21 protein-coding genes are annotated in these 25815 nt (G+C 62.1%); 9 read left to right on the forward strand and 12 right to left on the reverse strand.

The annotated features are described in order from the left end of the window. Positions 1 to 78 precede the first annotated feature (78 nt). On the reverse strand, positions 79 to 1488 hold the full coding sequence (locus tag EFD56_RS18865) for a helix-turn-helix domain-containing protein (RefSeq protein ID WP_126905962.1): 1410 nt from the start codon (positions 1486 to 1488) through the stop codon (positions 79 to 81). Between the two features lie 193 nt (positions 1489 to 1681). On the opposite strand from EFD56_RS18865, the gene aceA reads away from it, so the two are divergent. Together aceA and EFD56_RS18875 are read left to right on the forward strand one after the other, a co-directional pair. Then, complete coding sequence (aceA, locus tag EFD56_RS18870) at positions 1682 to 2971, forward strand: isocitrate lyase (RefSeq protein WP_126905963.1); 1290 nt, start codon at positions 1682 to 1684, stop codon at positions 2969 to 2971. A gap of 21 nt (positions 2972 to 2992) precedes the next feature. Further along, positions 2993 to 3229 (forward strand): SMc00767 family acetate metabolism repressor, encoded by a 237-nt coding sequence (locus tag EFD56_RS18875; protein ID WP_004673767.1) that lies wholly within the window; start codon positions 2993 to 2995, stop codon positions 3227 to 3229. A 169-nt stretch (positions 3230 to 3398) separates the two neighbouring features. Here EFD56_RS18875 and EFD56_RS18880 read toward each other — a convergent pair whose 3' ends face one another. Then, on the reverse strand, positions 3399 to 4268 hold the full coding sequence (locus EFD56_RS18880; RefSeq protein WP_085741820.1) for a LysR family transcriptional regulator: 870 nt from the start codon (positions 4266 to 4268) through the stop codon (positions 3399 to 3401). 90 nt (positions 4269 to 4358) lie between these two features. Between EFD56_RS18880 and EFD56_RS18885 the strand changes: the two genes are divergently transcribed. Beyond that, positions 4359 to 4610: a hypothetical protein gene (locus EFD56_RS18885; RefSeq protein WP_064823061.1), complete on the forward strand. Its 252-nt coding sequence runs from the start codon at positions 4359 to 4361 to the stop codon at positions 4608 to 4610. Here EFD56_RS18885 and EFD56_RS18890 read toward each other — a convergent pair. From EFD56_RS18890 to EFD56_RS18900, 4 genes are all read right to left on the reverse strand, one after another. Next, positions 4583 to 6430 carry a methyl-accepting chemotaxis protein gene (locus EFD56_RS18890; RefSeq protein WP_126905965.1) on the reverse strand — a complete coding sequence of 616 codons (1848 nt, stop codon included), beginning with the start codon at positions 6428 to 6430 and terminating at the stop codon, positions 4583 to 4585. The two genes, EFD56_RS18885 and EFD56_RS18890, sit on opposite strands and share 28 nt — an antisense overlap. A gap of 176 nt (positions 6431 to 6606) precedes the next feature. Beyond that, entirely contained in the window at positions 6607 to 9138 is a 2532-nt protein-coding gene (locus tag EFD56_RS18895) for a methyl-accepting chemotaxis protein (protein ID WP_004673770.1), read from the reverse strand. A gap of 310 nt (positions 9139 to 9448) precedes the next feature. After that, positions 9449 to 9592 carry a hypothetical protein gene (locus tag EFD56_RS32680; protein ID WP_164736843.1) on the reverse strand — a complete coding sequence of 48 codons (144 nt, stop codon included), beginning with the start codon at positions 9590 to 9592 and terminating at the stop codon, positions 9449 to 9451. Positions 9593 to 9775: 183 nt separating this feature from the next. Next, positions 9776 to 10996, reverse strand: a complete 1221-nt coding sequence (locus EFD56_RS18900) for a BaiN/RdsA family NAD(P)/FAD-dependent oxidoreductase (RefSeq protein ID WP_037143439.1) — start codon at positions 10994 to 10996, stop codon at positions 9776 to 9778. 87 nt (positions 10997 to 11083) lie between these two features. Between EFD56_RS18900 and EFD56_RS18905 the strand changes: the two genes are divergently transcribed. The 5 genes from EFD56_RS18905 (at position 11084) to edd (ending at position 18034) form a co-directional block, all read left to right on the forward strand. Beyond that, positions 11084 to 12520, forward strand: coding sequence for a glutamine synthetase family protein (locus tag EFD56_RS18905; RefSeq protein WP_016734756.1), 1437 nt, complete (start codon positions 11084 to 11086; stop codon positions 12518 to 12520). An 8-nt stretch (positions 12521 to 12528) separates the two neighbouring features. Beyond that, positions 12529 to 13824 (forward strand): NAD(P)/FAD-dependent oxidoreductase, encoded by a 1296-nt coding sequence (locus EFD56_RS18910; RefSeq protein WP_064817469.1) that lies wholly within the window; start codon positions 12529 to 12531, stop codon positions 13822 to 13824. A gap of 134 nt (positions 13825 to 13958) precedes the next feature. Further along, a complete protein-coding gene (zwf, locus tag EFD56_RS18915; RefSeq protein ID WP_004673775.1) occupies positions 13959 to 15434 on the forward strand; it encodes a glucose-6-phosphate dehydrogenase in 1476 nt (491 codons plus the stop codon). 10 nt (positions 15435 to 15444) lie between these two features. Continuing rightward, a complete protein-coding gene (gene pgl, locus EFD56_RS18920) occupies positions 15445 to 16143 on the forward strand; it encodes a 6-phosphogluconolactonase (RefSeq protein WP_004673776.1) in 699 nt (232 codons plus the stop codon). Between the two features lie 67 nt (positions 16144 to 16210). After that, on the forward strand, positions 16211 to 18034 hold the full coding sequence (edd, locus tag EFD56_RS18925; protein WP_085741816.1) for a phosphogluconate dehydratase: 1824 nt from the start codon (positions 16211 to 16213) through the stop codon (positions 18032 to 18034). A 31-nt stretch (positions 18035 to 18065) separates the two neighbouring features. On the opposite strand, the gene EFD56_RS18930 is transcribed toward edd, so the two are convergent. Further along, complete coding sequence (locus EFD56_RS18930; protein WP_126905966.1) at positions 18066 to 19037, reverse strand: LysR family transcriptional regulator; 972 nt, start codon at positions 19035 to 19037, stop codon at positions 18066 to 18068. Between the two features lie 180 nt (positions 19038 to 19217). On the opposite strand from EFD56_RS18930, the gene EFD56_RS18935 reads away from it, so the two are divergent. After that, entirely contained in the window at positions 19218 to 20135 is a 918-nt protein-coding gene (locus tag EFD56_RS18935) for an alpha/beta hydrolase (protein WP_225883860.1), read from the forward strand. 111 nt (positions 20136 to 20246) lie between these two features. Here the strand turns inward: EFD56_RS18935 and EFD56_RS18940 are convergent, their stop codons facing one another. From EFD56_RS18940 to EFD56_RS18960, 5 genes are all read right to left on the reverse strand, one after another. Continuing rightward, complete coding sequence (locus EFD56_RS18940; RefSeq protein WP_009996042.1) at positions 20247 to 20600, reverse strand: hypothetical protein; 354 nt, start codon at positions 20598 to 20600, stop codon at positions 20247 to 20249. A gap of 176 nt (positions 20601 to 20776) precedes the next feature. Continuing rightward, positions 20777 to 21865, reverse strand: coding sequence for an ABC transporter ATP-binding protein (locus tag EFD56_RS18945; protein WP_004672339.1), 1089 nt, complete (start codon positions 21863 to 21865; stop codon positions 20777 to 20779). Positions 21866 to 21886: 21 nt separating this feature from the next. Next, positions 21887 to 23539, reverse strand: coding sequence for a beta-galactosidase BglA (bglA, locus tag EFD56_RS18950; RefSeq protein ID WP_126905968.1), 1653 nt, complete (start codon positions 23537 to 23539; stop codon positions 21887 to 21889). A gap of 34 nt (positions 23540 to 23573) precedes the next feature. Continuing rightward, positions 23574 to 24737 (reverse strand): carbohydrate ABC transporter permease, encoded by a 1164-nt coding sequence (locus EFD56_RS18955; RefSeq protein ID WP_004672336.1) that lies wholly within the window; start codon positions 24735 to 24737, stop codon positions 23574 to 23576. Position 24738: 1 nt separating this feature from the next. Then, entirely contained in the window at positions 24739 to 25752 is a 1014-nt protein-coding gene (locus EFD56_RS18960) for a carbohydrate ABC transporter permease (RefSeq protein WP_126905969.1), read from the reverse strand. Positions 25753 to 25815: the final 63 nt, after the last annotated feature.

Consider the following 25815-nt stretch of genomic DNA (forward strand, 5'->3'; position numbering starts at 1 on the left):
CCCTCTGGTTTGCCCGCAGACTAAGAAGGAATTTCTAAGCCCACAAGCGCAAAAACTGCGCTCTCAACGATTTCACAATCACTGGAAGTCGAAGGCGCTGAGGCCTGCCACCATCTCGTCGAGCCCGAGCGGCCTCGTCACCGGCGGCTCGGCGCGGGAAAGACAGCCGCGCCGCTCGCAGAGGCGACAGGCCGGGCCGATCGCGACCGGATCGAGCGCCGTCGCCTGCCCATAGGCCAGCCCCTCGCCAAGGGCGGCGTCACAGCCGATCAGGATCGCGGTGCGCCTGACCCTTTCGGCGAATTCGACGCTCGGCCCCTCCAGGGTGCGGGCAACCGTCAGGAAGGAGGCTCCGTCAGGCATGACGACCGTCTCGGCGAGAATCTGACCCGGCTGCAGGAAGGCGGCGTGAACATTGAGCTTCGGACAGCCGCCGCCGAAACGGGCCTGCGGAAAGCCCTGGGCGCCGGCTCGGCGCAACCGGTGGCCGGCGGCATCGATCTCCATCAGGAAGAAGGGAATGGCCGCCGCCCCAGGACGCTGCAGCATGGTCAGGCGCGTGGCGGCATGGCCGAAGGAGACGCCGAAGCGGGCGCGCAGAATATCGATGTCGTAACGCGTGGCCTTAGCCGCCGACAGAAAGGCCTCATAGGGCATGGCGAGCGCCAGGGCCGCGATGCGGGCGAGCTCGAAGCGAGCGATGCGGCGCGCCTCGGCGGAGGAGAGCGACAGATCGTCGAGCTCGGCATCGATGGCCGGCAGCAAAGCGAGGTTGGCGGCCTCGATAGCGATCTCATGCGCACGGTCGGCCGGCGACAGCCGCTCGGAAATGAACAGCCGCATCGAATGGCGGTCGAAACGGCGGCGCAGATCCGGCATGACGTGCACCGGCAGGACGCGCACCGCAATGCCGCGCTCGGCGCGCAGCCAGTCCTTCAGCCCGGCGGCAAGATCGGCGCCGCCAGGAAGCGTCGCGGCGAAGGCTTCCGCCGCCGTCTCGATCCGGCCGAAATAGCCGGATCTGCGCTCCAGCGTCTCGCGCAACTCGTCGAGCGGCAAGCGACCGGCGGCGACGGGCGCATGTCCCTCGGCCGCCATCAGCGCCGTCAGGTCCGACAGCCGGGCAGCCTGTTCACGATAGGCGCGATAGAGCTTGATCATGCCGCTTGCGGCATTGGGTGCGGCCTCGGCCACCTCGACCAATTCCTGGTCGCCGGGCAGTTCCCCCGAAAGCAGCGGGTCGGCGAAGACCTCCTTCAGCTGGCCGAGGCTGCCGCCGGTCTGCCCCCGCAATTCCTCCAGATCGACCCTGTAGACGGCCGCGAGCTTCAAGAGGAGCTGCACCGTCAACGGCCGCTGGTTGCGCTCGATGAGGTTCAGGTAAGATGGCGAAATCTCCAGCGCCTCGGCCATGGCGGTCTGCGTCAGCGCCAGCGCATTGCGGATCCGCCGCACTTTCGGGCCTGCGAAGATCTTCCGTTCCGCCATGTCACACCCTTTGACAAAAAGCCGGGCCACTTGATTTACAAAATTTTACAAATTCACAGCGTGAGCTTGTAAATCCTGCGCATGATAACCCGTTTCCACTGCCGATATCAAAGGTTTTCCTGGCAATTCCGGGCATTTTTGTAAATTCTGTGGCGCGACACCGGAAACGGCAATTTTCAGTAAGGAGAGCAGCATGACGGAATTTTACAAGCTTGTCCAAAACGCACCGGCGGGCCGCTTCGACGGCATCGAGCGGCCCTACTCGGCCGCCGATGTGCAGCGGCTCAGAGGCTCGGTGGCGCTCAGCCATACGCTGGCCGAAATGGGGGCGGACCGGTTGTGGCGGCTGCTCCACCAGGAGGATTTCGTCAATGCGCTCGGCGCACTCTCCGGCAACCAGGGCATGCAGATGGTGCGCGCCGGGCTGAAGGCGATCTATCTCTCCGGCTGGCAGGTGGCGGCCGACGCCAATACGGCATCGGCGATGTATCCCGACCAGTCGCTTTATCCCGCCAATGCCGGGCCGGAGCTTGCCAAACGCATCAACCGCACCCTGCAACGCGCCGATCAGATCGAGACATCGGAAGGTAACGGGCTTTCCGTCGACACCTGGTTCGCGCCGATCGTCGCCGATGCCGAAGCCGGCTTCGGCGGGCCGCTCAACGCCTTCGAGATCATGAAGGCCTATATCGAGGCCGGTGCTGCCGGCGTCCATTTCGAGGACCAGCTCGCCTCGGAAAAGAAATGCGGCCATCTCGGCGGCAAGGTGCTGATCCCGACGGCCGCCCACATCCGCAATCTCGACGCCGCCCGGCTTGCCGCCGACGTCATGGGCGTGGCGACGCTGGTGATCGCCCGCACCGATGCGGAAGCGGCAAAGCTCTTGACCTCAGACATCGACGAGCGCGACCAGCCCTTCGTCGATTACGAGGCCGGGCGCACCGTCGAAGGCTTCTACCAGGTCAGAAACGGCATCGAGCCGTGCATTGCCCGGGCCGTCGCCTACGCGCCGCATTGCGACCTGATCTGGTGCGAGACTTCCAAGCCGGATCTCGAGCAGGCGCGCCGTTTTGCCGAGGGTGTGCACAAGATCCATCCCGGCAAGCTGCTCGCCTATAATTGCTCGCCTTCCTTCAACTGGAAGAAGAACCTGGACGAGGCGACGATTGCCAAGTTCCAGCGTGAACTCGGGGCGATGGGCTACAAGTTCCAGTTCATCACGCTCGCCGGCTTCCACCAGCTGAACTACGGCATGTACGAACTGGCGCGCGGCTACCGGCAGCGGCAGATGTCGGCCTATTCCGAGCTGCAGGAGGCGGAATTCGCCGCAGAGGACTACGGCTATACCGCCACCAAACATCAGCGCGAGGTCGGCACCGGCTATTTCGACGCCGTGTCGCTCGCCATCACCGGCGGCCGGTCGTCGACCACGGCGATGCACGATTCAACCGAACATGCGCAGTTCAAACCGGCTGCGGAATAAGGCGAACAGGAGGACAGAACCATGGCATCCATTTCACGCGTCCGGGAACGGGCCGAAGAGCAGACGACCAGCATGAGCGAGGATCAGCAGACGACGATCCGCATGCTCGCCAACGACCTGCACCGGCTGAACCAGTCGGTCATGAAAGCGGTCGAGGCCGGCGTTTCGGTCGAACTGGTGCGCTCGGCCCGTCATCACGGCGGCGACGGCAACTGGGGCGACCTGCTCATCCCGGTCGTCGTCACCAACCGGCATTGACCGGGACGTCCGGCGCGGCCCGACGATACGGGGCACGCTGATCGACCAGAGCGTCCGCGCATTCTAGAGATGCGCGGGCGCTTAGAGCATGATGCCGAAAAGTGTGCGCGGTTTGCTACCGGGTCCAAAATCATCCTGTTCTAGCCATAGACATGGAACGCGCTGACGATCAGCCGCGGCTCGGTCGTTTACCGGCGAAAAGGTCGGCATAGCTTCGGATGAGCTTGGTCATTCGGTCGGCGACCGTCCGGATTTCGGGGCGATGGCGATCCTCGGCGTTCATGACGATCCATTGGCGGTGGCGCAATTCCGGCAATTCGCCGCCCTGGCGCTGCAATTCCGGATGGAGATCGCCGACGAAACAGGGAAGCACGGTCTTGCCGGCGCCGGCGCGCACCAGATCCGGCAGCGAACGCGGCCGGTTGACGGTGGCGACGATCCCGGATGCGGCATGGGTGTGCGGCCAGCGCAGATAGGCCGAGATCGCCTCATCCTCGCCAACGGCGATCCAGCGCTCGTCGGTCTCGGCGGCGTTGCGTCTGGCATAGATGGCATAGGCCACCTCCCCGAGCAGGCGTGCGGCGAGGTTCGCTTCCTCCGGCTCAAAGGCGCGAATGCCTATATCGCTCTCGCGATAGGCAAGGCTTGCCCGCGCCTCGCCGATGGTGAGCGCAATGGCGAAGGCATCGCCCGGCATACGGATCGCGGCAAAATTTTCGGTCAGCAGCCAGGCGACCCAGGTGCCGGTGGTGATCCTGACGGTCGTGCCGCCCTCACCGGATTGCCGCCAGGCTTCCACCTTGCGGGCGGCGGCTTCCATTTCCTGCAGATGATCGAGCAGCGCCTGGCCATCCTGCGTCAGCCGATAACCGGTCTGGCTGCGCGAAAACAGGGCGCGGCCGACCTCCTGTTCGAGCTCGAGCATGCGCCGGCCGACCGTGGCGGGGCTGAGCCCGCTGGCAGCACTCGCTCCCGTCAGACCGCCGAGCCGGGCGACCTGCAGGAAAAGCTGATAGGAATCCCAATTCGCGTTTTTCATTGCTGAAAAACATAGCGGGATTTTCCCTGTTTATGAAGAGAATTTTGCAGCCTAAATGAAGTGATGTCTGACACAAGAAGGGACATCGCCATGATCGACATGATCACCATCGCTGGCGTCCACGGATACCGGCATTTCAGCAAGCCAAGCGGTTCAAAAGCCGATGAAGACCGGTTCTATGCCGAGTTCGGAGACGACAGCATCGTTGGCTTCGCCGCTTGGCTGACCTCGATCGACCTCATCTTGAGGCGCATCGCATCGAACGGAAGACGCCGCAGCGTTGCGGCGCAATCCTGCGGCCGGCACAGCCGCGCTCAGGCAACCTTCCTTGCGCCGAGGTGAGCGGCGGCCGGTTCTGCGCCGAGGCGGAAACGCTCGATGATCGCCATCAACGTATCGGCTTCGCCGGCGAGCAGGCGGCTTGCCTGCGTCGTCTCGGCAACCATCGAGGCGTTCTTCTGAGTCATCTGGTCCATGGCGTTCACCGAACCGTTGACCTCCTGCAGCGCCGCCGACTGGTCGCGGCTGGCGGTGGCGATGGTCTCGACATGGCCGCTGATCGCAATGATTTCCTGGCTGATCGAGGCAAGAACGCTGCCGGTCTTCTGAACCAGTTCGGAGCCGGCCGTCACTTCCCGGCTGGATGTTTCGATCAGCGACTTGATCTCGCGCGCCGCATCGGCCGAACGCTGGGCGAGTTCGCGGACCTCCTGGGCGACGACGGCAAAACCCTTGCCCGCCTCGCCGGCCCGTGCCGCCTCGATACCGGCGTTCAGCGCCAGAAGATTGGTCTGGAAGGCGATATCGTCGATCACCTCGATGATTTGCTCGATGCGCTGCGAGGCCCCTTCGATGCGCTGCATGGCGGCGACGGCATCGCCGACGACGGTGCCGGAATTGTCGGCCGTCTTCTTGGTCGCCGCCACGACATTGTTGGCTTCACGGGCGCGCTCGGCGGAAGAGCGGACGGTGACGGTGATCTCCTCGACCGCAGCGGCGGTTTCCTCGAGGTTCGCCGCCTGCGCCTCGGTGCGCTTGGAAAGCTCGTCGGCAGAGGCCGAGACGGCGCCGCTGTTGCGCTGGATCGTCGAGGCACTGTCGCGAATGCCGGACAGCGTATCCTGCAGCCGCAGCAGCGAGGTATTGAAATCGACGCGCAGCTGCTCCAGCCGGCCGACAAAGGGTGTGCCGATCGTTTGCGAGACATCCCCCTGCGACAGGCGCCCAAGGCCGGCGGCAAGCTGGTTGACGGCGAAGTCGATCTGGCTGTCGAGCGAGCGCTTGTCGGCATCATTCCGGGCGCGTTCGGCATCGCTCAAGGCCCGCTGTTCGGCCGCCTCGGTTTCCAGATCGCGCCGTGCAAGGGCGCTGTCGCGGAAGAGCGAGAGGGCGCGGCCGATTTCGCCGAACTCGTTCTTCTTCTCGAGACAGGGGATCGGTTTGTCGAGATCGCCCGACGAAATCGAGTGGACGCTCGCGGTTAGCGCCTGCAACGGCTTTACCGACAGGCGGATCGCATAGAAGGCCAGAACACCGACGAGCAGCATGACGACGGCGCCGATGCCGAGAACCAGCATCAGCAGCTCGTTCATGCGCTGATAATAGAACTCCATCGGAATGCCGATGAAGAGAATGCCGACATTGGCGTTCGATGCGTTCTTGATCGGGAAGTAACCGGTCATGAATTTGCGGCCGAACAGTTCGGCCGGGCCGAAATAGGCCTCGCCGCGGGCAAGAACCGACTGGGCCGGGTGCTCGGCGGCAAGCTTGGTGCCGACGGCGCGGTCGCCGTTTTCCTTCTTGACGTTGGTGGATATGCGGACGTAGTCGCCGCCCTGCTTCTGGAAGATGGTGGCAACGCCGGCAATCGACTGGGCCGTGCGGTCGACCAGCGAATGATCGGCAAGGGCCGGAATGGCCTCTTCGGTGACGGCGGAAAGCTTGTTGTCCTTCACCTCGATCTTCGCAGCTTGATCGGCCGCGCCGTAAAGGACAGCCATGGTGCGGGCGGCATCCCTGGCGTCGGAGACGGCGCCATCCATCACGTGGCGGCTCAGATTGTAGTAGGTCACGCCGACAATGGCCGCGGTGCTGATCGCCAGCAGAAACAGCGTGATCGCAACGATCTGGCGGACGATGGATGTAGAGAAAAGGCGCGGCATCAAAACCCCCGGCGGCACAATGAGGGCTAAATTAGAGGAAAAGCGTTAAGGAAAATTTTCCGTAAATCTGGGGTGCCCGGGATATTCGGGCGCGCCGTTTCCGGGGCGTTTCCAACAAATACGCAAACGGCCCCGGAAAACCGAGGCCGTTCGAAAAGATGGAAATCGAGCCTTGATCAGGCGGCGCGGTAGACCCGCGCTTCACCCGCCCCGCCGTCAATCTTGAACTGCTGGATGAGGCGGCGCAGCGAGTCGGCCTCGTCGGCCAGTTCGCGGCTGGCGGCGGTCGTCTCCTCGACCATTGCGGCGTTCTTCTGCGTCATCTGGTCCATCTGGTTGACGGTCGAGTTGACGCTCTGCAGCGCGTTGGACTGGTCGTGGCTGGCGCGGGCGATCATCTCGACATGCTGGCTGATCGTGACGATCTGGGCGCTGATCTTGGCGAGCACCGTGCCGGTCTCCTGCACGAATTGCGAGCCGGAGCTGACCTCGTTGGTCGACTTGTTGATCAGTCCCTTGATCTCCTGCGCGGCGGCGGCGGAGCGCTGGGCGAGCTCGCGGACTTCCATGGCGACGACGGCGAAACCCTTGCCGGCCTCGCCGGCGCGTGCTGCCTCGATGCCGGCGTTGAGCGCCAGCAAGTTGGTCTGGAAGGCGATCTCGTCGATGACGCCGATGATCTGCTCGATCTGCCGCGCGGCATCCTCGATGCGGCCCATCGCGTCGATCGCATTGTTGACGACGACGGCGGAATCGTCGGCGCTGCGCTTGGCCTGACGGACGATCTGGTCGGCATCCTTGGCGCGTTCGGCCGACGAGCGGACCGTGACGGTGATCTGATCGACGGCTGCCGCGGTCTCCTCGAGCGACGCCGCCTGCTGTTCGGTGCGCTTGGAGAGATCTTCGGCCGACTGGGCCATCTGGTTGCCGTTGCCCTGGATCAGTTCGACATTGTCGCGGATCTGGCTCATCGTCGCCTGCAGGCGCAGCATCGAACCGTTGAAATCCTGACGCAGCTGCTCGAGGCGGCCGATGAAGGGGGTTTCGATCGTCGTCGAAATATCGCCCTGCGACATGCGTTCAAGGCCCGCGGCGAGCGCATTGACCGCAAATTCGATTTGGCGATCCATCTCGCGCTTTTCGGCGTCGTTGCGCTGGCGCTCATGTTCGGCAGCGGCGCGTTCCTCGTCGCTCTGCTCCTCGATGCGGATCTTCGAGATGGCATTTTCCTTGAAGATGCCGAGTGCGCGGGCCATGTCGCCGATCTCGTCGTAGCGCTGCTCGCCTGAAATGCTGGTATCCAGCGACCCTTCGGCGATGCGGCGCATGGCGGCAGTGATCTGGCTGATCGGGCGCTGCAGCGTCAGCACCAGGGCGATGCCGCCGAGGATCGACAGCAGGATGCCGAGGCCGGTGGTCAGCACCGAGATGCTGTTTGCCTGGGTGCGCTCGGTGCCGGCCGTCTGCTTCTGCAGCTCGGCGAAGTCGGTCAGCTTCGTCCAGATCTGGTCGAGTTCCTGTCGGGCGGCGGCATAGGCCGTGACGCGCTCGCCGATCGTATCGACGATCTTCGAACCACCGCCGGAAATGGCGTCGAGGGCCGGCTGGATCGCGTCGGAAATGCCTTCGGCAAAGCCCATGCCCTTGGCGCTGGTGGTCAGCACCTGCATGTCCTTGCCGAGCGTCCCGGCCTGCTGCTGCAGGCGCACGAGGTTGTCCTTGCTCGAATTGGCGAGGAAGTCGGACAGCACGATCTGCAGCGCGTAGACGGAATTTTCCAGGCGACGCGTATCCTGAAGCACCGAGTTGGTCTGGGCGATGCGGCCCTCGAGCTCGGCGAAGCGCTGCGTCGCCTCGCGCATCTTCTGCGTCGCGGTCAGCTGCGTATAGGTCGAGGTCTGGCGGAAGCGGGAGACGAGACGGCCGAGTTCGGCGATGTTCTCGTCGGTCGGCGCCGGCATCTGGGCGATCGCCTTGATGCTGTCGATGGTTGCGGCCAAGGCGTCGACCACATTCTTCTGATTGGTCGGAACCGAAATGGCGATCAGGCGCTGAGATTTGATGATCTCCGGCATCTGTTCATTGATGAAGGCGATCTTGTCCTGCGGCGTCTGCGGCTTGCTGAAACCGCTGGCGACGGTGCCGAGGAAATCGCCGCCCTTGAGCAGGCGGTCGGCGGTGCGCAGGGTGACGGTGGCGGCGCTCTCGTCGCGCTGCAGCGCCGTCTGCAATTCCTCGGCCTGGTAGGAGACCGTGAAGCGGGTGCTGATCAGGCTCTTCTGCGCCGCGTCGATCTGCTCATGCAGCGCGACTTCCTGCTCATGCAGGGCCCAGAGCTTGTCGACGACGCCCGAAATATCCTTGGTGCGGCGGGAAGCTTCCGCAAGGCTGTCGCGGCCGGAAGCTTCTTCGCCCACCTGGTTCAGCGTCTGGTCGAGCACGCCCTGCTGGGTCTTCAGATCGGTGAGCAGCTTGTCACGCGCCTGCTGGCTGGTGATGCGCAGGAAATCGTCCATCGAACCGTAGAGATCCTTGAACCCGCTCAGCGACTGTAGCACGCTGTTGGAGATTTCCATGCGGCCCTGCAGCAGTCCGGAAGCATAAAGGCCCGTCAGGCCCACCGCCGAAATGGTCACAACGAAGGGCAGAACGAAGATCAGAACCTTCGTTTTGATCTTGAAGCGGGAAAGAATCTTGTCAATCAACATGGCGTTCCGGGCCTTTCATACACTACTCCTCCCGCGGGCAGCCATCAGGCGCGCCAGCCGAGTGCACATCGAGCTATTCTCTTTACATTGGGGAACCCGGAAGCCAGGCGGCAGTCATTGCCGGTTCATGTCCAAGCAAGTTGGAGATGCCCAAATAATCGCGGGCAATTGTGTCAGATTAGATATTAATTTTCGGATAAGCGGTGATGGCTGCTGCAGCCAAGACGGTGAAATAGTTGCAATTTATGCGCCACAGGACCGCAATGTCGCGATCGAAGGCGGCAAGGTTACTTCAGGATGCGAGCAAGGGTCAGAGGAAGTGCGCGAGCAACAGCGCCAGGCTGGCGGCTGTGGCGCCGGCTGCGAGCATCAAATATCGCAGGACGGCCATCCTGTTGTCAGGCTTTGCCTGGGTGATTGCGATGGCGCGGGCGCGTCGTGCGTTTCTGGTCATGCTCGAAACCTCACTCTTCTGACACAACAATCCAACAAAACGGCTTGCCGGTAAAGCTTAATTTAGGAAGAGCTTTGCAAACAGCCAATTGAGACAGGATGGCGCACCTCTCTTAAGAAGTCTTGAATCGGCATTGCTAATATACTGAGCAGCGGTTCCGCCAATATGCAGAAATCGAACGCGTCAGGCGCATTCGCCCGCAGCAAATCCCGAGGCCCAGGCCCACTGGAAATTATAGCCGCCGAGCCAGCCGGTGACGTCGACGCATTCGCCGATGAAATAGAGGCCGGGCACAGCCTTGGCCTCCATGCTGCGTGAATCGAGCGCGGCCGTATCGATGCCGCCGAGCGTCACTTCGGCGGTGCGATAGCCTTCAGAGCCGGAGGGTTTGACGGCAAGGTTCTGAGCGCTCGCGGCAAGGCGAAGCAACGTCTTGTCGGGTAGGTCGGCCATATTGCCGGAGATCTTTTCGCGTTCGACGAGAAACTGCGCCAGCCGCTTCGGCAGGATCTCGCCAAGCGCGGTCTGGGCCGACTGGCGGCCGTTCAGCTGCTTTGCCGTCTTCAGCTGCGCGGCGATGTCGATATCCGGTTCGATGGCAAGGACGATCTCGTCGCCTTCGCGCCAATAGGAGGAGATCTGCAGGATGGCAGGTCCGCTCAAGCCGCGATGGGTAAACAGCAGCGCTTCGCGGAAGGCGGTCTTGCTATGGCGAATTTCGGCCGGAGCGGAAATGCCGGCAAGCGGCGCAATGCTTGCGAGCAGGCCGGGATCGAGCGTCAGCGGCACAAGGCCGGGGCGAGTTTCGAGCACGGCCAGGCCGAACTGCTCGGCGAGGCGATAGGCAAAGCCGGTGGCGCCCATCTTCGGGATCGATTTGCCGCCGGTGGCGACGATCAGCGATGCAGCTTCGTAAACGCCGTCGCCGGTCGAGACGCGGAAACCCGTCGCCAGCCTGTCGACGGCCGATATCTCGGTGCCGAGCTGCAGCATCGCGCCGACGGCGCGCATCTCGTCCAAGAGCATGCGGATGATATCCTTGGCGCTGTCGTCGCAGAACAGCTGGCCGAGCGTCTTTTCATGCCAGGCGATGCCGTGCCGCTCGACCATGGCGATGAAATCCGCGGGGGTGAACCGTGCGAGCGCCGACTTGCAGAAATGCGGATTGGCGGACAGGAAATTCTTCGGCCCGGCATGGATATTGGTGAAATTGCAGCGGCCGCCGCCGGAGATGCGGATCTTCTCGCCGGGCGACCGCGCATGGTCGAGGACCACGACGGAGCGACCGCGCTTTCCCGCGCGGATGGCCGCCATCATGCCCGCCGCCCCGGCGCCGATGACGATGACGTCGCTTTTGCGCTGCAAACCCGTTTCCTTAATCAAATCGGCGTCTTCTTTTTCCATCGAAGAGCGAAAGTCAACGTTCTCACCCCCTCGCCAATTGGCAAAGTCCGGCTATGCTAGCGCCAAGATCAACCAAACCGGTGTGTCATGTCCCCAAAAAAGACGACGCTGAAGCCTGCCAGAACCGTACCCGCCTCGACGAAAACCCCTCCGGACCCCGGATCCCTGCGCGGCGTTGCGAACTGGAAGGAAGCGGCGCAATGGCTGAGAGCCAGGGGCATCGAAGACATCGAATGCATTACGCCCGACCTTGCCGGCGTGCCGCGCGGCAAGATGATGCCGAGCTCGAAATTCACCTCGAACACCTCGCTGGCGCTGCCTTCGGCGATCTATCGGCACACGATTTCCGGCGAATATCCCGAAGAGACGGAGAGCTTCCGCTATGAGCCGCGCGACAGCGACCTCAAGCTGATGCCCGATCTTTCGACCCTTTCGGTCGTGCCCTGGGAAACCGACCCGACGGCGCAGGTGATCTGCGACATCGTCGATTCGGATGGCGGCGAAGTCCCCTATACGCCGCGCAACGTGCTGAAGCGGATCATGAGCCTCTATCACGACCGCGGCTGGAAGCCGATCGTCGCGCCCGAGATCGAATTCTACCTGGTCGCCAAGAATGACGACCCCGACTATCCGCTGCATCCGCCGAAGGGCCGCTCCGGCCGCTCGATCCTCGGCGGCCAGGGTTATTCGATCGCCGGCATCAACGAATTCGACGAACTGATCGACGACATCTACCATTTCTCGGAGAAACAGGGGCTGGAGATCGACACGCTGATCCATGAGGAGGGACCGGCCCAGCTCGAAATCAACCTGCGCCACGGCAATCCGATCGAGCTTGCCGACCAGGTGTTCCTGTTCAAACGCACGATCCGCGAGGCGGCACTGAAACACGACATCTATGCGACCTTCATGGCCAAGCCGATGCAGGGCCAGCCGGGCTCGGCGATGCATATCCATCAGTCGGTGGTCAATATCGAGACGGGCAAGAACGTCTTTTCCAATGCGGACGGATCGGCCTCGAAGGAATTCTTCCACTTCATCGGCGGCATGCAGAAATTCGTGCCGAGCGCGATGGCGATGCTTGCCCCATACGTGAATTCCTACCGGCGCTTGCAGCCCGACATGTCCTGCCCTGTCAACAATGCCTGGGGCTACGACAACCGGACCACCGCTTTCCGCGTCCCGGTGTCCGATCCGCAGGCCAGGCGCGTGGAAAACCGCCTGCCGAGTTCGGACGCCAATCCCTATCTGGCGCTCGCCGCCTCGCTCGCTTCCGGCCTGCTCGGCATCATGAAGCAGATCGAGCCGACGGCGCCGACGGAGGATTCGGCCAATGAGGGCTCGATCGACCTGCCGCGCGGCCTCTTGGAGGCCGTGGCGCTGATGGAGGACGAGCCCGCCTTCGAAGAGGTGTTCGGCACGCAGTTCATCGGCCTTTATGCCGGCGTCAAACGCGGCGAGTTCGAAACCTTCATGCAGGTGATCAGCCCCTGGGAGCGGGAATTCCTTCTGCTCAACGTGTGAGGGATAGGATGGCATCGCAGGAGATGTGGCAGAGCCCGATCGCGCCCGGGCTGTCCTGGTATCAGGCCACCGTCGGCGAGCGGCCCACCTACGCCGCTCTCGACGGCTCGAGAACATGCGACGTTGCCATTATCGGCGGTGGCTATACCGGTCTGCAGGCCGCCTATCACCTCGCCAAGTCAGGCGTTTCGGTGGTGCTGATCGAGGCCTGGCGCTTCGGCGACGGGGCGTCCGGGCGCAATGGCGGACAGCTCGGTACCGGCCAGCGATGGTGGCCGGAAGAGCTCGAGGAAAAGATCGGTTATGAACGCTCGAAGGCGCTGTTTAACGTCGCCGAAGCGGCCAAGCACTATCTTCTCGATTTCGCTCGGGAACATCGGATCGAGATCGATTATGTGCCCGGCCAGCTCAACGTCGCGCACAAGGCAAGCTACGAACGCGACTATCGTCGGAATGCCGACATTGCCGCGCGGCGCTACGACTATCCGTATCTGCGCTTCATGGATAGGAAGGAAACGCAGGAGCGGCTCGGCTCGAAGCGTTTTTACTGCGGTGTGCGCGACGTCGGCACCGGCCATATCCATCCGCTGAAACTGCTCGTCGGGCTGGCGCGGGTAGCCGCCGATGCGGGGGCTGCCATCTTCGAGATGACGCCGGCAAAGGCGATCCGCCAGGGCGGCGGCAAGGTGACGATCGAAACCGAAAGGGGCACGATCACCGCCGATCGGGCGCTGATTGCCTGCGACGGACATATCGACGGCCTCGAACCGGTGACGGCAAGCCATGTCATGCCGATCCGCTCCTTCATCGGCGCCACCGTTCCGCTCGAAAAACATCCCGACGTGCTGCCAGGCGGCGAGTCCGTCGCCGATTCGCGCTTCGTCGTGCGTTATTTCCGCCGATTCGAAGGCCGTCTGCTGTTCGGCGGACGCGAGGCCTATACGGCCGACAATCCGCGAGACATTTCGCAGCATATCCGCCGGCAGATCGCCGAAATCTATCCTGATCTGCAAGACATCGAGATCACCCATGCCTGGGGCGGCAGCGTCGGCATCACCATGCCGCGCCAGCTCTTCGTGCGCGAGGTGATGCCCGGCGTCACGTCGATCGGCGGTTATTCCGGCCATGGCGTCATGCTGTCAAACTACTGTGGCAAGCTCTATGCGGAAACGGTGCTGGGGAAATCCGGCGAGCTGGATCTGTTCAAATCGCTCGATATTCCGGCCTTTCCCGGTGGAGCCCGCATGCGGGCGCCGCTGCTTTTCCTCGCCTTGTCGTGGTTTGCGCTTCGCGACAAGTTTTAGTCCGATTGCGGATTTCCTCTCATGGAAATTCGCTCTAAAACCGGTGCCTGACAGATTCATTGCACTGCACACTGGCTTTTTTAAATCGATTAGATTAAAAGGGCCGCCAACCAGCCTGATTGAGAGACAAGCTCATGAGCAGCCAGATCATTCCCGTTGAGCCTTTTGATTACGTCGTCTTCGGCGGCAGCGGCGACCTTGCCGAACGCAAGTTGCTGCCCGCCCTCTATCATCGCCAGATCGAAGGCCAGTTCGGCGAACCGACCCGGGTAATCGGCGCTTCGCGCAGCCCGCTGACCCACGAGGAATACCGCAAATTCGCCCGCGACGCGCTGAAGGAACATCTGAAGAAGGGCGAATATGACGAGAACGAAGTCGAGAAGTTCTGCGCCCGCCTCTCTTACGTCTCGGTCGATGCCCGCGCCGACAGCGGCTGGGATGAGCTGAAGAAGCTGCTCGATGAGGGCAAGGATCGGGTGCGCGCCTTCTATCTGGCGGTCGCGCCCGGCATCTTCGGCGACATTTCGCAGAAGATCCACGACCATAAGCTGATCACCAAATCGACCCGCATCGTCGTCGAGAAGCCGATCGGCCGTGACCTCGCATCGGCGCTGCAGCTCAACGACATGATCGGCCGCGCCTTCAAGGAAGAGCAGATCTTCCGCATCGACCACTATCTCGGCAAGGAAACGGTGCAGAACCTGATGGCACTGCGCTTTGCCAATGCGCTCTACGAGCCGCTGTGGAATGCCAACTATATCGACCACGTGCAGATCACCGTGGCCGAAGCGGTCGGCCTCGAAGGCCGCGCCGGCTATTACGACACCGCGGGCGCGCTGCGCGACATGGTGCAGAACCACATTCTGCAGCTGCTCTGCCTGACGGCGATGGAAGTGCCGTCGTCGATGGATTCGGAAGCCGTTCGCGACGAGAAGCTCAAGGTGCTGCGAGCGCTGAAGCCGCTCGATGCCTCGAATGTCGAGCAGGCGACGGTGCGCGGCCAGTATCGCGCCGGCGCCTCCGGCAGCGGCCCGGTCAAGGGCTATCTCGAAGAGCTCGAAGGCGGCGTCTCCAACACCGAGACCTTCGTCGCCATCAAGGCCGAGATCAACAACTGGCGCTGGGCCGGCGTTCCCTTCTATATCAGAACCGGCAAGCGCCTCGCCGGGCGCATGTCCGAGATCGTCATCACTTTCAAGTCGATCCCGCATGCAATCTTCGATCAGGCCGCCGGCCGCATCAGCCAGAACCAGCTGATCATCCGCCTGCAGCCGGACGAGGGCGTCAAGCAGTCGCTGATGATTAAGGATCCGGGCCCGGGCGGCATGCGCCTGCGCAATGTCTCGCTCGACATGAGCTTCGCCCAGGCCTTCAACGTCCGCAATCCCGACGCCTACGAGCGCCTGCTGATGGACGTGATCCGCTCCAACCAGACATTGTTCATGCGCCGCGACGAAGTCGAAGCTGCATGGAAGTGGGTCGACCCGATCCTGAAAGGTTGGGAAACCACCGGCCAGCAGGTGCAGGGCTATACGGCCGGCACCTGGGGCCCGAGCCAGGCCATCGCGCTGATCGAGCGCGACGGCCGCACCTGGCATGACGATATCTAGGACGACATCGATGGCATCGACCCTGCATTCCTTCGCCAGTGCCGCAGACCTCGCGGGCAGCCTCGCCGACAAGGTCGCCGATACGCTTTCGGCGGCGATCGCCGCCCGCGGCGCCGCCTCCATCGCCGTTTCCGGCGGCTCGACGCCGAAGGCCTTTTTCCAGGCGCTGTCGACGCGCGAAATCGCCTGGGACAAGGTGACGATCACTTTGGTTGACGAACGCTTCGTTCCGGCCGACAATCCGCGCTCGAACCATCTGCTGGTCGATGCCAACCTGTTGCAGAACAAGGCGAAGGCGGCGCGTTTCGTGCCGCTGTACCAGCCGGCAGCCTCCGTCGAGGAGGCCGCACGGCTGGCGACGGCAAAGAGTGCCGAGATCGGCATCCCCTTCGACGTCGTCATCCTCGGCATGGGCGGCGACGGCCATACGGCATCGTTCTTTCCCGGCGGCAGCAATCTTGCCGAGGCGCTCGATGCCTCGACGCCGCGCGGCGTCATCACCATGGAGGCGGAAGGCGCCGGCGAGCCGCGGCTGACCTTTACCTTCTCCAGTCTTCAGGATGCCGCACTCCTGGTTCTCCATATCGAGGGCGAAGGCAAAAAAGACGTTCTCGCCAAGGCGGAAGGCAGCGGTGAAGAGGCAGACATGCCGATCCGCGCCGTTCTGCGCCGGGCCACTTCCCCGGTCGAGATTTATTGGGCTCCCTGATACGGACTGACAGCCGCCGGAGCCGGCGAACACATTGAGACGAACCAGAACAAGGCAGGGATCTTCCATGTCCGCTCACGCACGCATTGCTGCGATCACCGATCGCATTGTCGAACGCTCCAAGCCAACCCGTGAGCGCTATCTGGAACGGCTGCGCGCCGCCGCCTCCAAGGGCGTGCAACGCTCGGTGCTCGGCTGCGCCAACCTCGCCCACGGTTTTGCGGTCTGTTCCCCCGCCGAGAAGGACGCGCTCGCCGGCGACCGCATCGCCAATCTCGGCATCATCACCGCCTATAACGACATGCTCTCGGCTCACCAGCCGTTCGAGACCTATCCGGCCATCATCCGCGAGGCGGCCGCCGAGGCGGGCGGCGTCGCCCAGGTGGCGGGCGGCGTGCCGGCCATGTGCGATGGCGTCACCCAGGGGCAGCCCGGCATGGAGCTGTCGCTCTTCTCGCGTGACCTGATCGCCATGGCTGCCGGCGTCGGACTGTCGCACAACATGTTCGACGCCGCCCTCTTCCTCGGCGTCTGCGACAAGATCGTGCCCGGCCTCGTCATCGCGGCGCTCTCCTTCGGGCATCTGCCGTCGATCTTCGTTCCGGCCGGGCCGATGACGACTGGCCTGCCGAACGACGAGAAGTCGCGCGTACGCCAGCTCTTTGCCGAGGGCAAGGTCGGGCGCGCCGAGCTGCTGGAGGCGGAATCGAAATCGTATCACGGCCCCGGCACCTGCACCTTCTACGGCACTGCCAATTCCAACCAGATGCTGATGGAGATCATGGGCTTCCATATGCCTGGCTCCTCCTTCATCAACCCCGGCACGCCGCTGCGTGAAGCGCTGACGCGCGAAGCCGCCAAGCGGGCGCTGGCGATCACCGCGCTCGGCAACGAATTCACGCCGGCGGGCGAGATGATCGACGAACGCTCGATCGTCAACGGCGTCGTCGGCCTGCATGCGACTGGCGGCTCGACCAATCACACGCTGCACCTCGTTGCCATGGCGCGGGCAGCCGGCATCCAGCTCACCTGGCAGGACATTGCCGAGCTTTCGGAAATCGTGCCGCTGCTGGCCCGCGTCTATCCGAATGGGCTTGCCGACGTGAACCATTTCCAGGCGGCCGGTGGCATGGGCTTCCTGATCAAGGAACTCCTCAAGCACGGCCTGGTGCATGACGACGTGCGTACGGTCTTCGGCCAGGGCCTCCAAGCCTATACGGTCGATGCCCGCCTCGGCGAAAACCGCGGCGTGTTGCGCGAGCCGTCGCCGGAAAAGAGCCATGATCCGAAGGTGCTCTCCAGCATCGAGACGCCGTTCCAGGCCAATGGCGGGCTGAAGATGCTACGCGGCAATCTCGGCAAGGCGGTCATCAAGATCTCGGCCGTCAAGCCGGAGCGCCACATCATCGAGGCGCCGGCGATCGTCTTCCACAGCCAGCAGGAACTGCAGGACGCCTTCAAGGAAGGCAAGCTCAACCGCGATTTCGTCGCCGTCGTGCGCTTCCAGGGGCCGAAGGCGAACGGCATGCCGGAGCTGCACAAGCTGACACCGCCGCTCGGCGTGCTGCAGGATCGCGGCTTCCGCGTGGCGCTCCTGACCGATGGGCGCATGTCCGGCGCCTCCGGCAAGGTGCCGGCGGCGATCCACGTGACGCCGGAAGCGGTCGACGGCGGCCCGATCGCCCGCATCAAGAACGGCGACATCATTCGCCTGGACGCGATCAAGGGCACGCTCGAAGTGCTCGTCGACGCCGCCGACATGGCCGAGCGCGAGCCGGTGACCGTTGATCTCTCCGACAATGAATTCGGCATGGGCCGCGAGCTCTTCGCGCCCTTCCGCCGCGCCGTCGGCGCTTCGGATCAGGGTGCGAGCGTGCTGTTCCACCATTGAATCTTAAGCGGTGTTTCCCCTAACACGTTAATCAGGTTGCGCCGGACTCCGATTTCGCCTTTTGCTTGACGATCTGAGCATTGGGCGAGTTGGCTTGAGAGGGATGATAATTGTGCCAGTAATCTACAAACGCCCGCAATTTGGGTAGCGCTTGTTTTCGGTCCGGAAAATAGATGAAAAAACCAGGACTCGTGGGCATGAACGTTTCGAGGCAGGTTTCGAGGAGACCCTGGCGGATCAGCGGCTCGACAACGCCAGCGATATTGTAGGCTAAACCGACACCTGCCTGCGCGGCTGAAAGAGAAGTCGCGGGTCCATTTACGGTGAGACCTCCTGCCACATCCATCACGAAGCTCCGAGTCCCAATCTCCTCGGTGTGCTCGACAAAATCCCAGCGGTAGACCGCGCCTCCTGCGAGGCGAATATTGATACAGGAGTGACGCTCAAGCTCTTCTGGCCGCAGAGGCTTCCCGCGTTCTGCGAAGTAAGCGGGTGACCCCACGACAACCCTCGGAGAAGCTGGGGTCAGCCGTACTGCCACCATATCCTGTGCGATCATCTCCCCGATCCTGATGCCCGCGTCATAGCCTTCTCCGGCGACGTCAACAAAACGGTCCTCAAAGACCAGTTCAAGTTCGATGTCCGGATACGCATCAGTAAAGCCCTTGAGCATAGGTTCGATAAGAGTTTGCGCCACGTAAGGAACGCTCAACCGCAGAAGCCCTCGTGGGTTATCACTGAGGCGCTGAGCGGCCTCATATGCAGCTTCAACGTAGGCGACGCCCGCTGAAGCCTGCTCCAAAAAAACTTGTCCCGCTTCGGTAAGGCCAACTGAACGCGTTGTGCGCGTGAAGAGCGGTGCCCCCACACGCGCCTCCAGTTGCTTGATCGTCCAACTGATTGCAGCAGGTGTCACGCCGAGTTCAAGCGCAGCAGCAGTAAAGCTGCGTCGTGCCGCGACACGAGTGAAGACGACTATTCCTTCAAAGATGTCAGCTCTCATTATCAAATCCGCCTTACAAACCCTTTTAGTTTTCTGCAGATTATCAAACCAAACTCCATCGGATATCTTTAGAACCTTCGTTAGGAGTTGTCGCCAATGCCTATTGCATCGATCACACGCCGGAACCTCGGACTCGCTATTGGGGCGACAGCCGTTCTCTTCAGCACAGGAAAAAATACTATGGCACAGACACTGACCGAACGAAGCCAACCAGCGGCGCAGAAAGTCAGTTTTGCAAGCGGGGTCGGATTCGTCGTCGCCAATCTATATCTTCCAGAGGGACATGATCCATCGCGTCGCTATCCGGCCGTCGCGGTCGGCGGTTCGCTAACCTCGGTGAAGGAGCAGATGGGCGGAAATTATGCTGGCGAACTTGCCCGACGCGGCATCATTGCGCTCGCAATTGATTATCGCAATTACGGCGAGAGTAGCGGTGCGATGCGCCAGTTCGAGGAGCAGGCTTCGAAGGCGGAGGACTTATCGGCCGCGCTTCGGTATTTGAAGAAACGTAGCGATGTGACTGGAACCGGCATTCTTGGGATTTGCACATCAGGGGGCACGGCTCTCTACACGGGTGCGAAGGACCCCAACGTGGGCGCGTTGGCCACCGTTGCAGGGTTTTTCTCCGACCCCGAACTCGCGTTGAAGATGTTCGGCCGCGAAGGTATCGACAACCGGATCGCGGCAGGTCGACAGGCGCGTAAACGATACGACGAATATGGGGTAATCGAAACGGTCTTCGCGTACATGCCGAACGACAAATCGGCAGTGAGCCCCAGCCCCAGCGAATACTATATGGATCAGTCACGCGGCGGGAGCGTTCGTGCCTGGCGCAACGAGTTTGCAGTTATGGCCTGGGAGCCTTGGCTTGCGTTTGATCCTTTGGCGCAGGCTCCCCATGTTACTGTACCGGCACTCGTCGTTCACTCAGATGGTGCGGCGTTCCCTGATCAGGCTCGCAAAGTGTATGACCTTTTGGCAGGCCCGAAAGACCTTCATTGGATTGAGGGAAAACACTTCGACTTTTACGACCAAGCTGAGACAGTGCGTCAATGTGCTGACCGGGTTGCGTCACACTTCCACAGCAAGCTCAGTTAAGGCGACGCCGAGGAGAGGGTTATCCAAGTATTGAACCGGGGTGCTGCGGACAAGAAAAACCCGCGGGCGCGTGAAGCAGCCTGCGGGTTTTCTTTTGTCTGTCCGAGGCCGTCAGGCGCGAATGTCGAGAACGTAGTCCTTGTGCGCCGGGTGCGTGCTGTAGACGAAGATCTTGTTCAGCTCCTTCTGCGTCAGCAGGCGCAGGAAGCGGACTTCGATCGTGTTGTTGGCGTTGACCTTCATCAGCAGGCAACCGACCTTGGTGATGCGGGCATCCGGAATATCCAGATAGAACTGCTTCGGCAGGTTGAACTGGGTCAGGATCGCGAGCGTCGCGCTGCTCATCGAAATCCGGACGATGTCGCAACGGCGCGAAGCCGCGTGCATGACACCCTTTTCCGTATATTCGATCCGCGCGGCGTTCATCGTATCCTCCATTTTGAACCGCGCCTCGCGGTCGTACATGAAGGATTCTTCCTTGCTCAGGAAATGAGATCTTGGCTGTGACGGATTGGAAGCGGCCACTTGCTTATCCCCCTCATAAATTGACGAGGAAAAGGTAGCAGCCGATCTTTAACAGAAAGTGAGAATCCGGTCCGCCAAGTATAATTCTCGGGATTATGACCCCAAAAATGGCTGTCTCATTTCCGGTAGGTATGGCCGCTTGCATCGAAGAGATGCAGCTTCTGCCGGTCGGCGGCAAAGCGCATTCTCTGGCCCTTGTGAACGTCGTAGATACCCGGCAGCTTGACGACGATCGGTTCGCCTGGGACGAGGCCCTCGATATAGAGCAGCGTCACTTCTCCGAGCGCTTCGACGATCGACACCTCGCCTTCGAAAAGATAATCGGCGCCGTCGGCAATCCTCAGATCCTCCGGACGAACGCCGAAGCTTGCCTGCTTGCCCTTCTCGGATGCGTCAGTCGCGACATCGAGCGTCACCGACATGCCGCCGGTGAGCGTCACCGTCGTCTGGCTGCCGGTGCCTGAGACCGTCGCCGGGATGATGTTCATGGCCGGCGAGCCGATGAATTTGGCGACGAAGAGGTTGGCCGGGCGCTCGTAGAGCTCCAGCGGCGCGCCGACCTGCTCGATATTGCCGGCGGAGAGAACGACGATGCGGTCGGCGAGCGTCATCGCCTCGACCTGGTCGTGGGTGACATAGATCATCGTCGTGTCGGCCATCTGCTCGTTGAGGCGGGCGATCTCGATGCGGGTGGCGACACGCAGCGCAGCATCAAGGTTGGACAGCGGCTCGTCGAACAGGAAGACCTTCGGATCGCGGCAGATGGCGCGGCCGATCGCCACACGCTGGCGCTGGCCGCCGGAAAGCGCCTTCGGCAGGCGGTCGAGATATTTGGTCAGCTGCAGGCTCTCGGCCGCCGCCCGCACACGGCGGTCGATCTCCTGCTTGCTTTCGCCGGCAATCTTCATGCCGAAAGCCATATTGTCGAAGACGGTCATGTGCGGATAGAGCGCATAGGACTGGAAGACCATGGCGATGCCGCGCTTCGACGGCGGCACGTCATTGACGAGATGGCCGTCAATATACATCTCGCCGCCGGTGATCGCCTCGAGACCGGCGATCATGCGCAGAAGCGTGGACTTGCCGCAGCCGGACGGGCCGACGAAGACGATGAATTCGCCCTGCTTGATATCGAGATCGATCCCGTGGAGAACGTCCACGGAACCGTAGGATTTGCGGATATCCTTCAGCGTCAGTCCAGTCATTTCTCACTCCCCTCCTGATCCTTAAGCGAGACGGGCGAAATACGCCCCCCAGGCCGGAATATCGATCTTGTCGCCATAGTTGTTGCTGATAAAGCCATGCCCCGTCAACGCCTGCCATTCTCCCGCAGGCAGGGTGACGCTGGCCTCGGCCGGGCTCATGTTGAAAATGCAGAGCAGCTTCTCGTCGCTGTAGTCGCGGGTGAAGACCAGGATATCGCCTTCGGTCTCCTCGAATTCGATCTCGCCCTTGGCAAAGGCCGGGTGCAGCTTGCGGAAGGCGATGAAGCGGCGATAATGCTCGAGCACGGACGTCTCGTCGCCCTGCTGGACATTGACGGCGCGCAGAATATGTTCGACCGGGACCGGCAGCCAGGGCTTGACCGTCGAAAAGCCGCCCTGGGCGACGTGGCTGTCCCAGACCATCGGCGTGCGGCAGCCGTCACGGCCTTTGAACTCCGGCCAGAACTGGATACCATAGGGATCCTGCAGATCCTGATAGGCGAGATCGGCTTCGGTCAGCGCCAGTTCCTCGCCCTGATAGAGGCAGACGGAACCGCGCAGCGTCATCAGCAGCGAGGCGTAGAGCTTGGCGAAGGCGTCGTGATCGGCGACCAGTCCGCCCCAGCGGCTGACATGACGCATGACGTCGTGATTGGAGAAGGCCCAGCAGGCCCAACCGTCGGGGGCCGCGGCTTCGAAATCCTCCATCACCTCCTCGACGCGCTCCGGCGTCAGCGGATCGGGCGCCAGGAACTCGAAGGCGTAGCACATGTGCATCTTGTCGTTGCCGGAGGTGTATTCACCGACGATTTCGAGGCCGCGCTGGCTGTCACCCACCTCGCCGACGGCGGCGATTGCCGGGAATTCCTCAAGAACGGCGCGGAAGCGCTTCAAGAAGGCGAGATTCTCCGGCCGGTTCTTGTCGTAGATATGTTCCTGGAAATTATAGGGATTGACCGCCGGCGCCGTCGAGGCGTTGCGGCGCTCAGGCGCAAGGGCGGGATTGTCGCGCAACAGCGGGTCGTGGAAATAGAAATTGATGGTGTCGAGGCGGAAGCCATCGACGCCTCGATTGAGCCAGAAGCGCACGACATCGAGCAGACGGTCCTGCACCTCCGGACTATGCAGGTTCATGTCCGGCTGCGAGGTGAGGAAATTATGCAGGTAATATTGCATGCGCGTCGGATCCCACGCCCATGCCGAGCCGCCGAAGATCGACAACCAGTTGTTCGGCGGCGTGCCATCCGGCTTGGCGTCGGCCCAGACATACCAGTCGGCCTTGGCGTTGGTTTTGCTGGAGCGGCTCTGCACGAACCAGGGATGCTGATCGGAGCTGTGCGAGATGACCAGATCGATCATCACGCGGATGCCGAGGCGGTGGGCCTCCGCGATCATCGTGTCGAAATCCACCAGCGTGCCGAAGATCGAATCGACATTCTCGTAATCGGAAACGTCGTAACCGAAATCGCGCATCGGCGAGGTGAAGAAGGGCGAGATCCAGATCGCATCGACGCCGAGGCTTGCCACATGCGGCAGGCGGGCGGTGATGCCCTTGAGGTCGCCGATGCCGTCGCCGTTGGAATCCTGATAGGAGCGCGGATAGATCTGATAGATCACCGCGCCGCGCCACCAGTCCTTGTCGGCGGTCAAGATCGATTGGGAAGCCACGTTCATGGAATATCCTGTCTGAAGTCACGTTCGAAAATGGTCAGCCGCCCTTGACCGAGCCCGCCAGCAGACCACGCACCAGATAGCGCTGCAGGCTGAAGAAGACGAGCAGCGGCACGACAATGGTGACGAAGGCCGACGCCGTCAAAATCTCCCAATTGCCGCCGCGCGAGCCGAGCAGCGCGTTCAGGCTGCCGGTCAACACGAGGTGCTCCTTGTCGGTGCCCAGGAAGACCATGGCGACGAGCAGGTCATTCCACACCCACAGGAACTGGAAGATGGCGAAGGAGGCGAGTGCGGGGAAGGACAGAGGCAAAACGATGCGGGTAAAGATTTCGAAGTCGCTCGCGCCGTCGACACGGGCAGATTCGATGATCTCCTTCGGCAGGCCGGCAATATAGGCCCGCAGCAGAAAGATGGCGAGCGGCATGCCGAAGGCGGTATGGGCGAGCCAGATACCGGGATAGGTCTTCGACGGCTGGCCGAGCATGGTGCCGATCTCGTTATAGAGGCGCAGAAGCGGGATCAGCGACATCTGCAGCGGCACGACGATGAGACCGACGACGAGCGCAATCAGCAGCGCGCGTCCGGGAAAATCCATCCAGCTCAAGGCATAGGCGGCGAAAGCGGCAATCAGGATCGGGATGATCGTCGCCGGGATCGTCACGGTCAGCGAATTGATGAAGGACTGGCCGATGCCCTCGCCTGTCAGAACGGTGTTATAGTTCTGCGTCGTGAATTCCGGCGGCGCGGAAACGGAGACATAGATGCGCCGCGGCCGTTCGTCCGGCGAGAAGGCAGCGTTCTTCATGTAGCGATAGCTGCCGTCGCTGTTGATCTGCAGGCTTTCGCCATCACCGAGGTCGGCGGTTTCCCCCGCCTTGAAGGCGGCCGGCTGCTGCACGCGGTTGCCGTAGGCTTTCACCGAGCGACCTGTCTGGCCTTCCAGCACATTGCCTGAGATGACGTAGGTGGCGCCCTCCTGCTTCTGCTGGTCAGGCGTGCCTAGACGGACGGCAACAGTCTGCGTCGAGCCGACGAAGGAGGTCCACCAGCCGGACACGACGATCTGATCCTTGTCGCGCAAGGCGCTGACGAAGATGCCGAGCGTCGGGATCAACCAGAGGATGACGATCAGAAGAACGGCAAGGTGAACGAAGAGGCGGGCGGGGCCGATCTTGAAATAGCTTCCAACAGCGGTCATCTCAATGGCCCTTCAGTTCGCGGTTGGCGCGGCGCACGTTCCAGACCATGATCGGCGTGACGGCGAGCATGATGATGATGGCGATAACAGCACTTCGGCCGGAATCGCCGCCGCCGCGGAACAACCAGTTGAACATCAGGTTCGCCAGCACCATGGTCTGCCATTGGCCGTTGGTCATGGTCAGCACGATATCGAAGACCTTGAGGACGAGAATGGTGATCGTCGTCCAGACGACGGCGATGGTGCCCCAGACCTGCGGCACCATGATGCGCCAGAAGATCTGCCAGCCATTGGCGCCATCGATGACGGCAGCCTCGATCGTCTCTTCCGGGATGCCGCGCAGCGCCGCCGACAGGATAACCATGGCAAAACCGGTCTGGATCCAGATCAGGATGACCATCAGAAAGAAATTGTTCCAGAAGGGAACGGAAATCCAGACCTGCGGCGTACCGCCGAATGTCTGCACGATGGCGTTCAGGAGGCCGATCTGCACATCGTTGCCGCCGCGATACTCGTAGATGAACTTCCAGATGACGGAAGCGCCGACGAAGGAGATCGCCATCGGCATGAAGACGATGCTTTTGGCGATATTGCCCCACCAGATGCGGTCGGTCATCACGGCGATGACCAGGCCGAAGAAGGTGCAGGCAGCGGGCACGACGGCGAGCCAGAGGATGTTGTTGAAGATCGACTGGCGGAATTCGCGGTCGTTCAAGGCCCACAGGTAATTCGTCGCGCCGACGAACTCGTTGCCCGACCGGTCGTAGAAGGACAGGATGAACGTCGCGATGACAGGGTAGACGAGGTAGACGATCAGCAGGGAGAGTGCCGGGCCGAGGAACAGCCAGGGGCGGATCATGGCGCGCCGGTTCAGGTTTCGCGAAGCCTGACGGATATCACCGTCCCTCACCGGCAAGGCGAGATCGAGGAGCTTGTTCGAGAAAAAGAAATAGGCGGAGCATGCAAAAACGGCTCCGACCACGACGCCCAAAGCGGACACAATCTGCAACAGCATTTCGTCCCTCCCCTGCTTCCCTGTCTTGTTTCGAAGGGTTAACGCCGGATGCCGTCAACGCAT

This window comes from Rhizobium phaseoli (genome assembly GCF_003985125.1).
GTDB lineage: Bacteria > Pseudomonadota > Alphaproteobacteria > Rhizobiales > Rhizobiaceae > Rhizobium > Rhizobium phaseoli.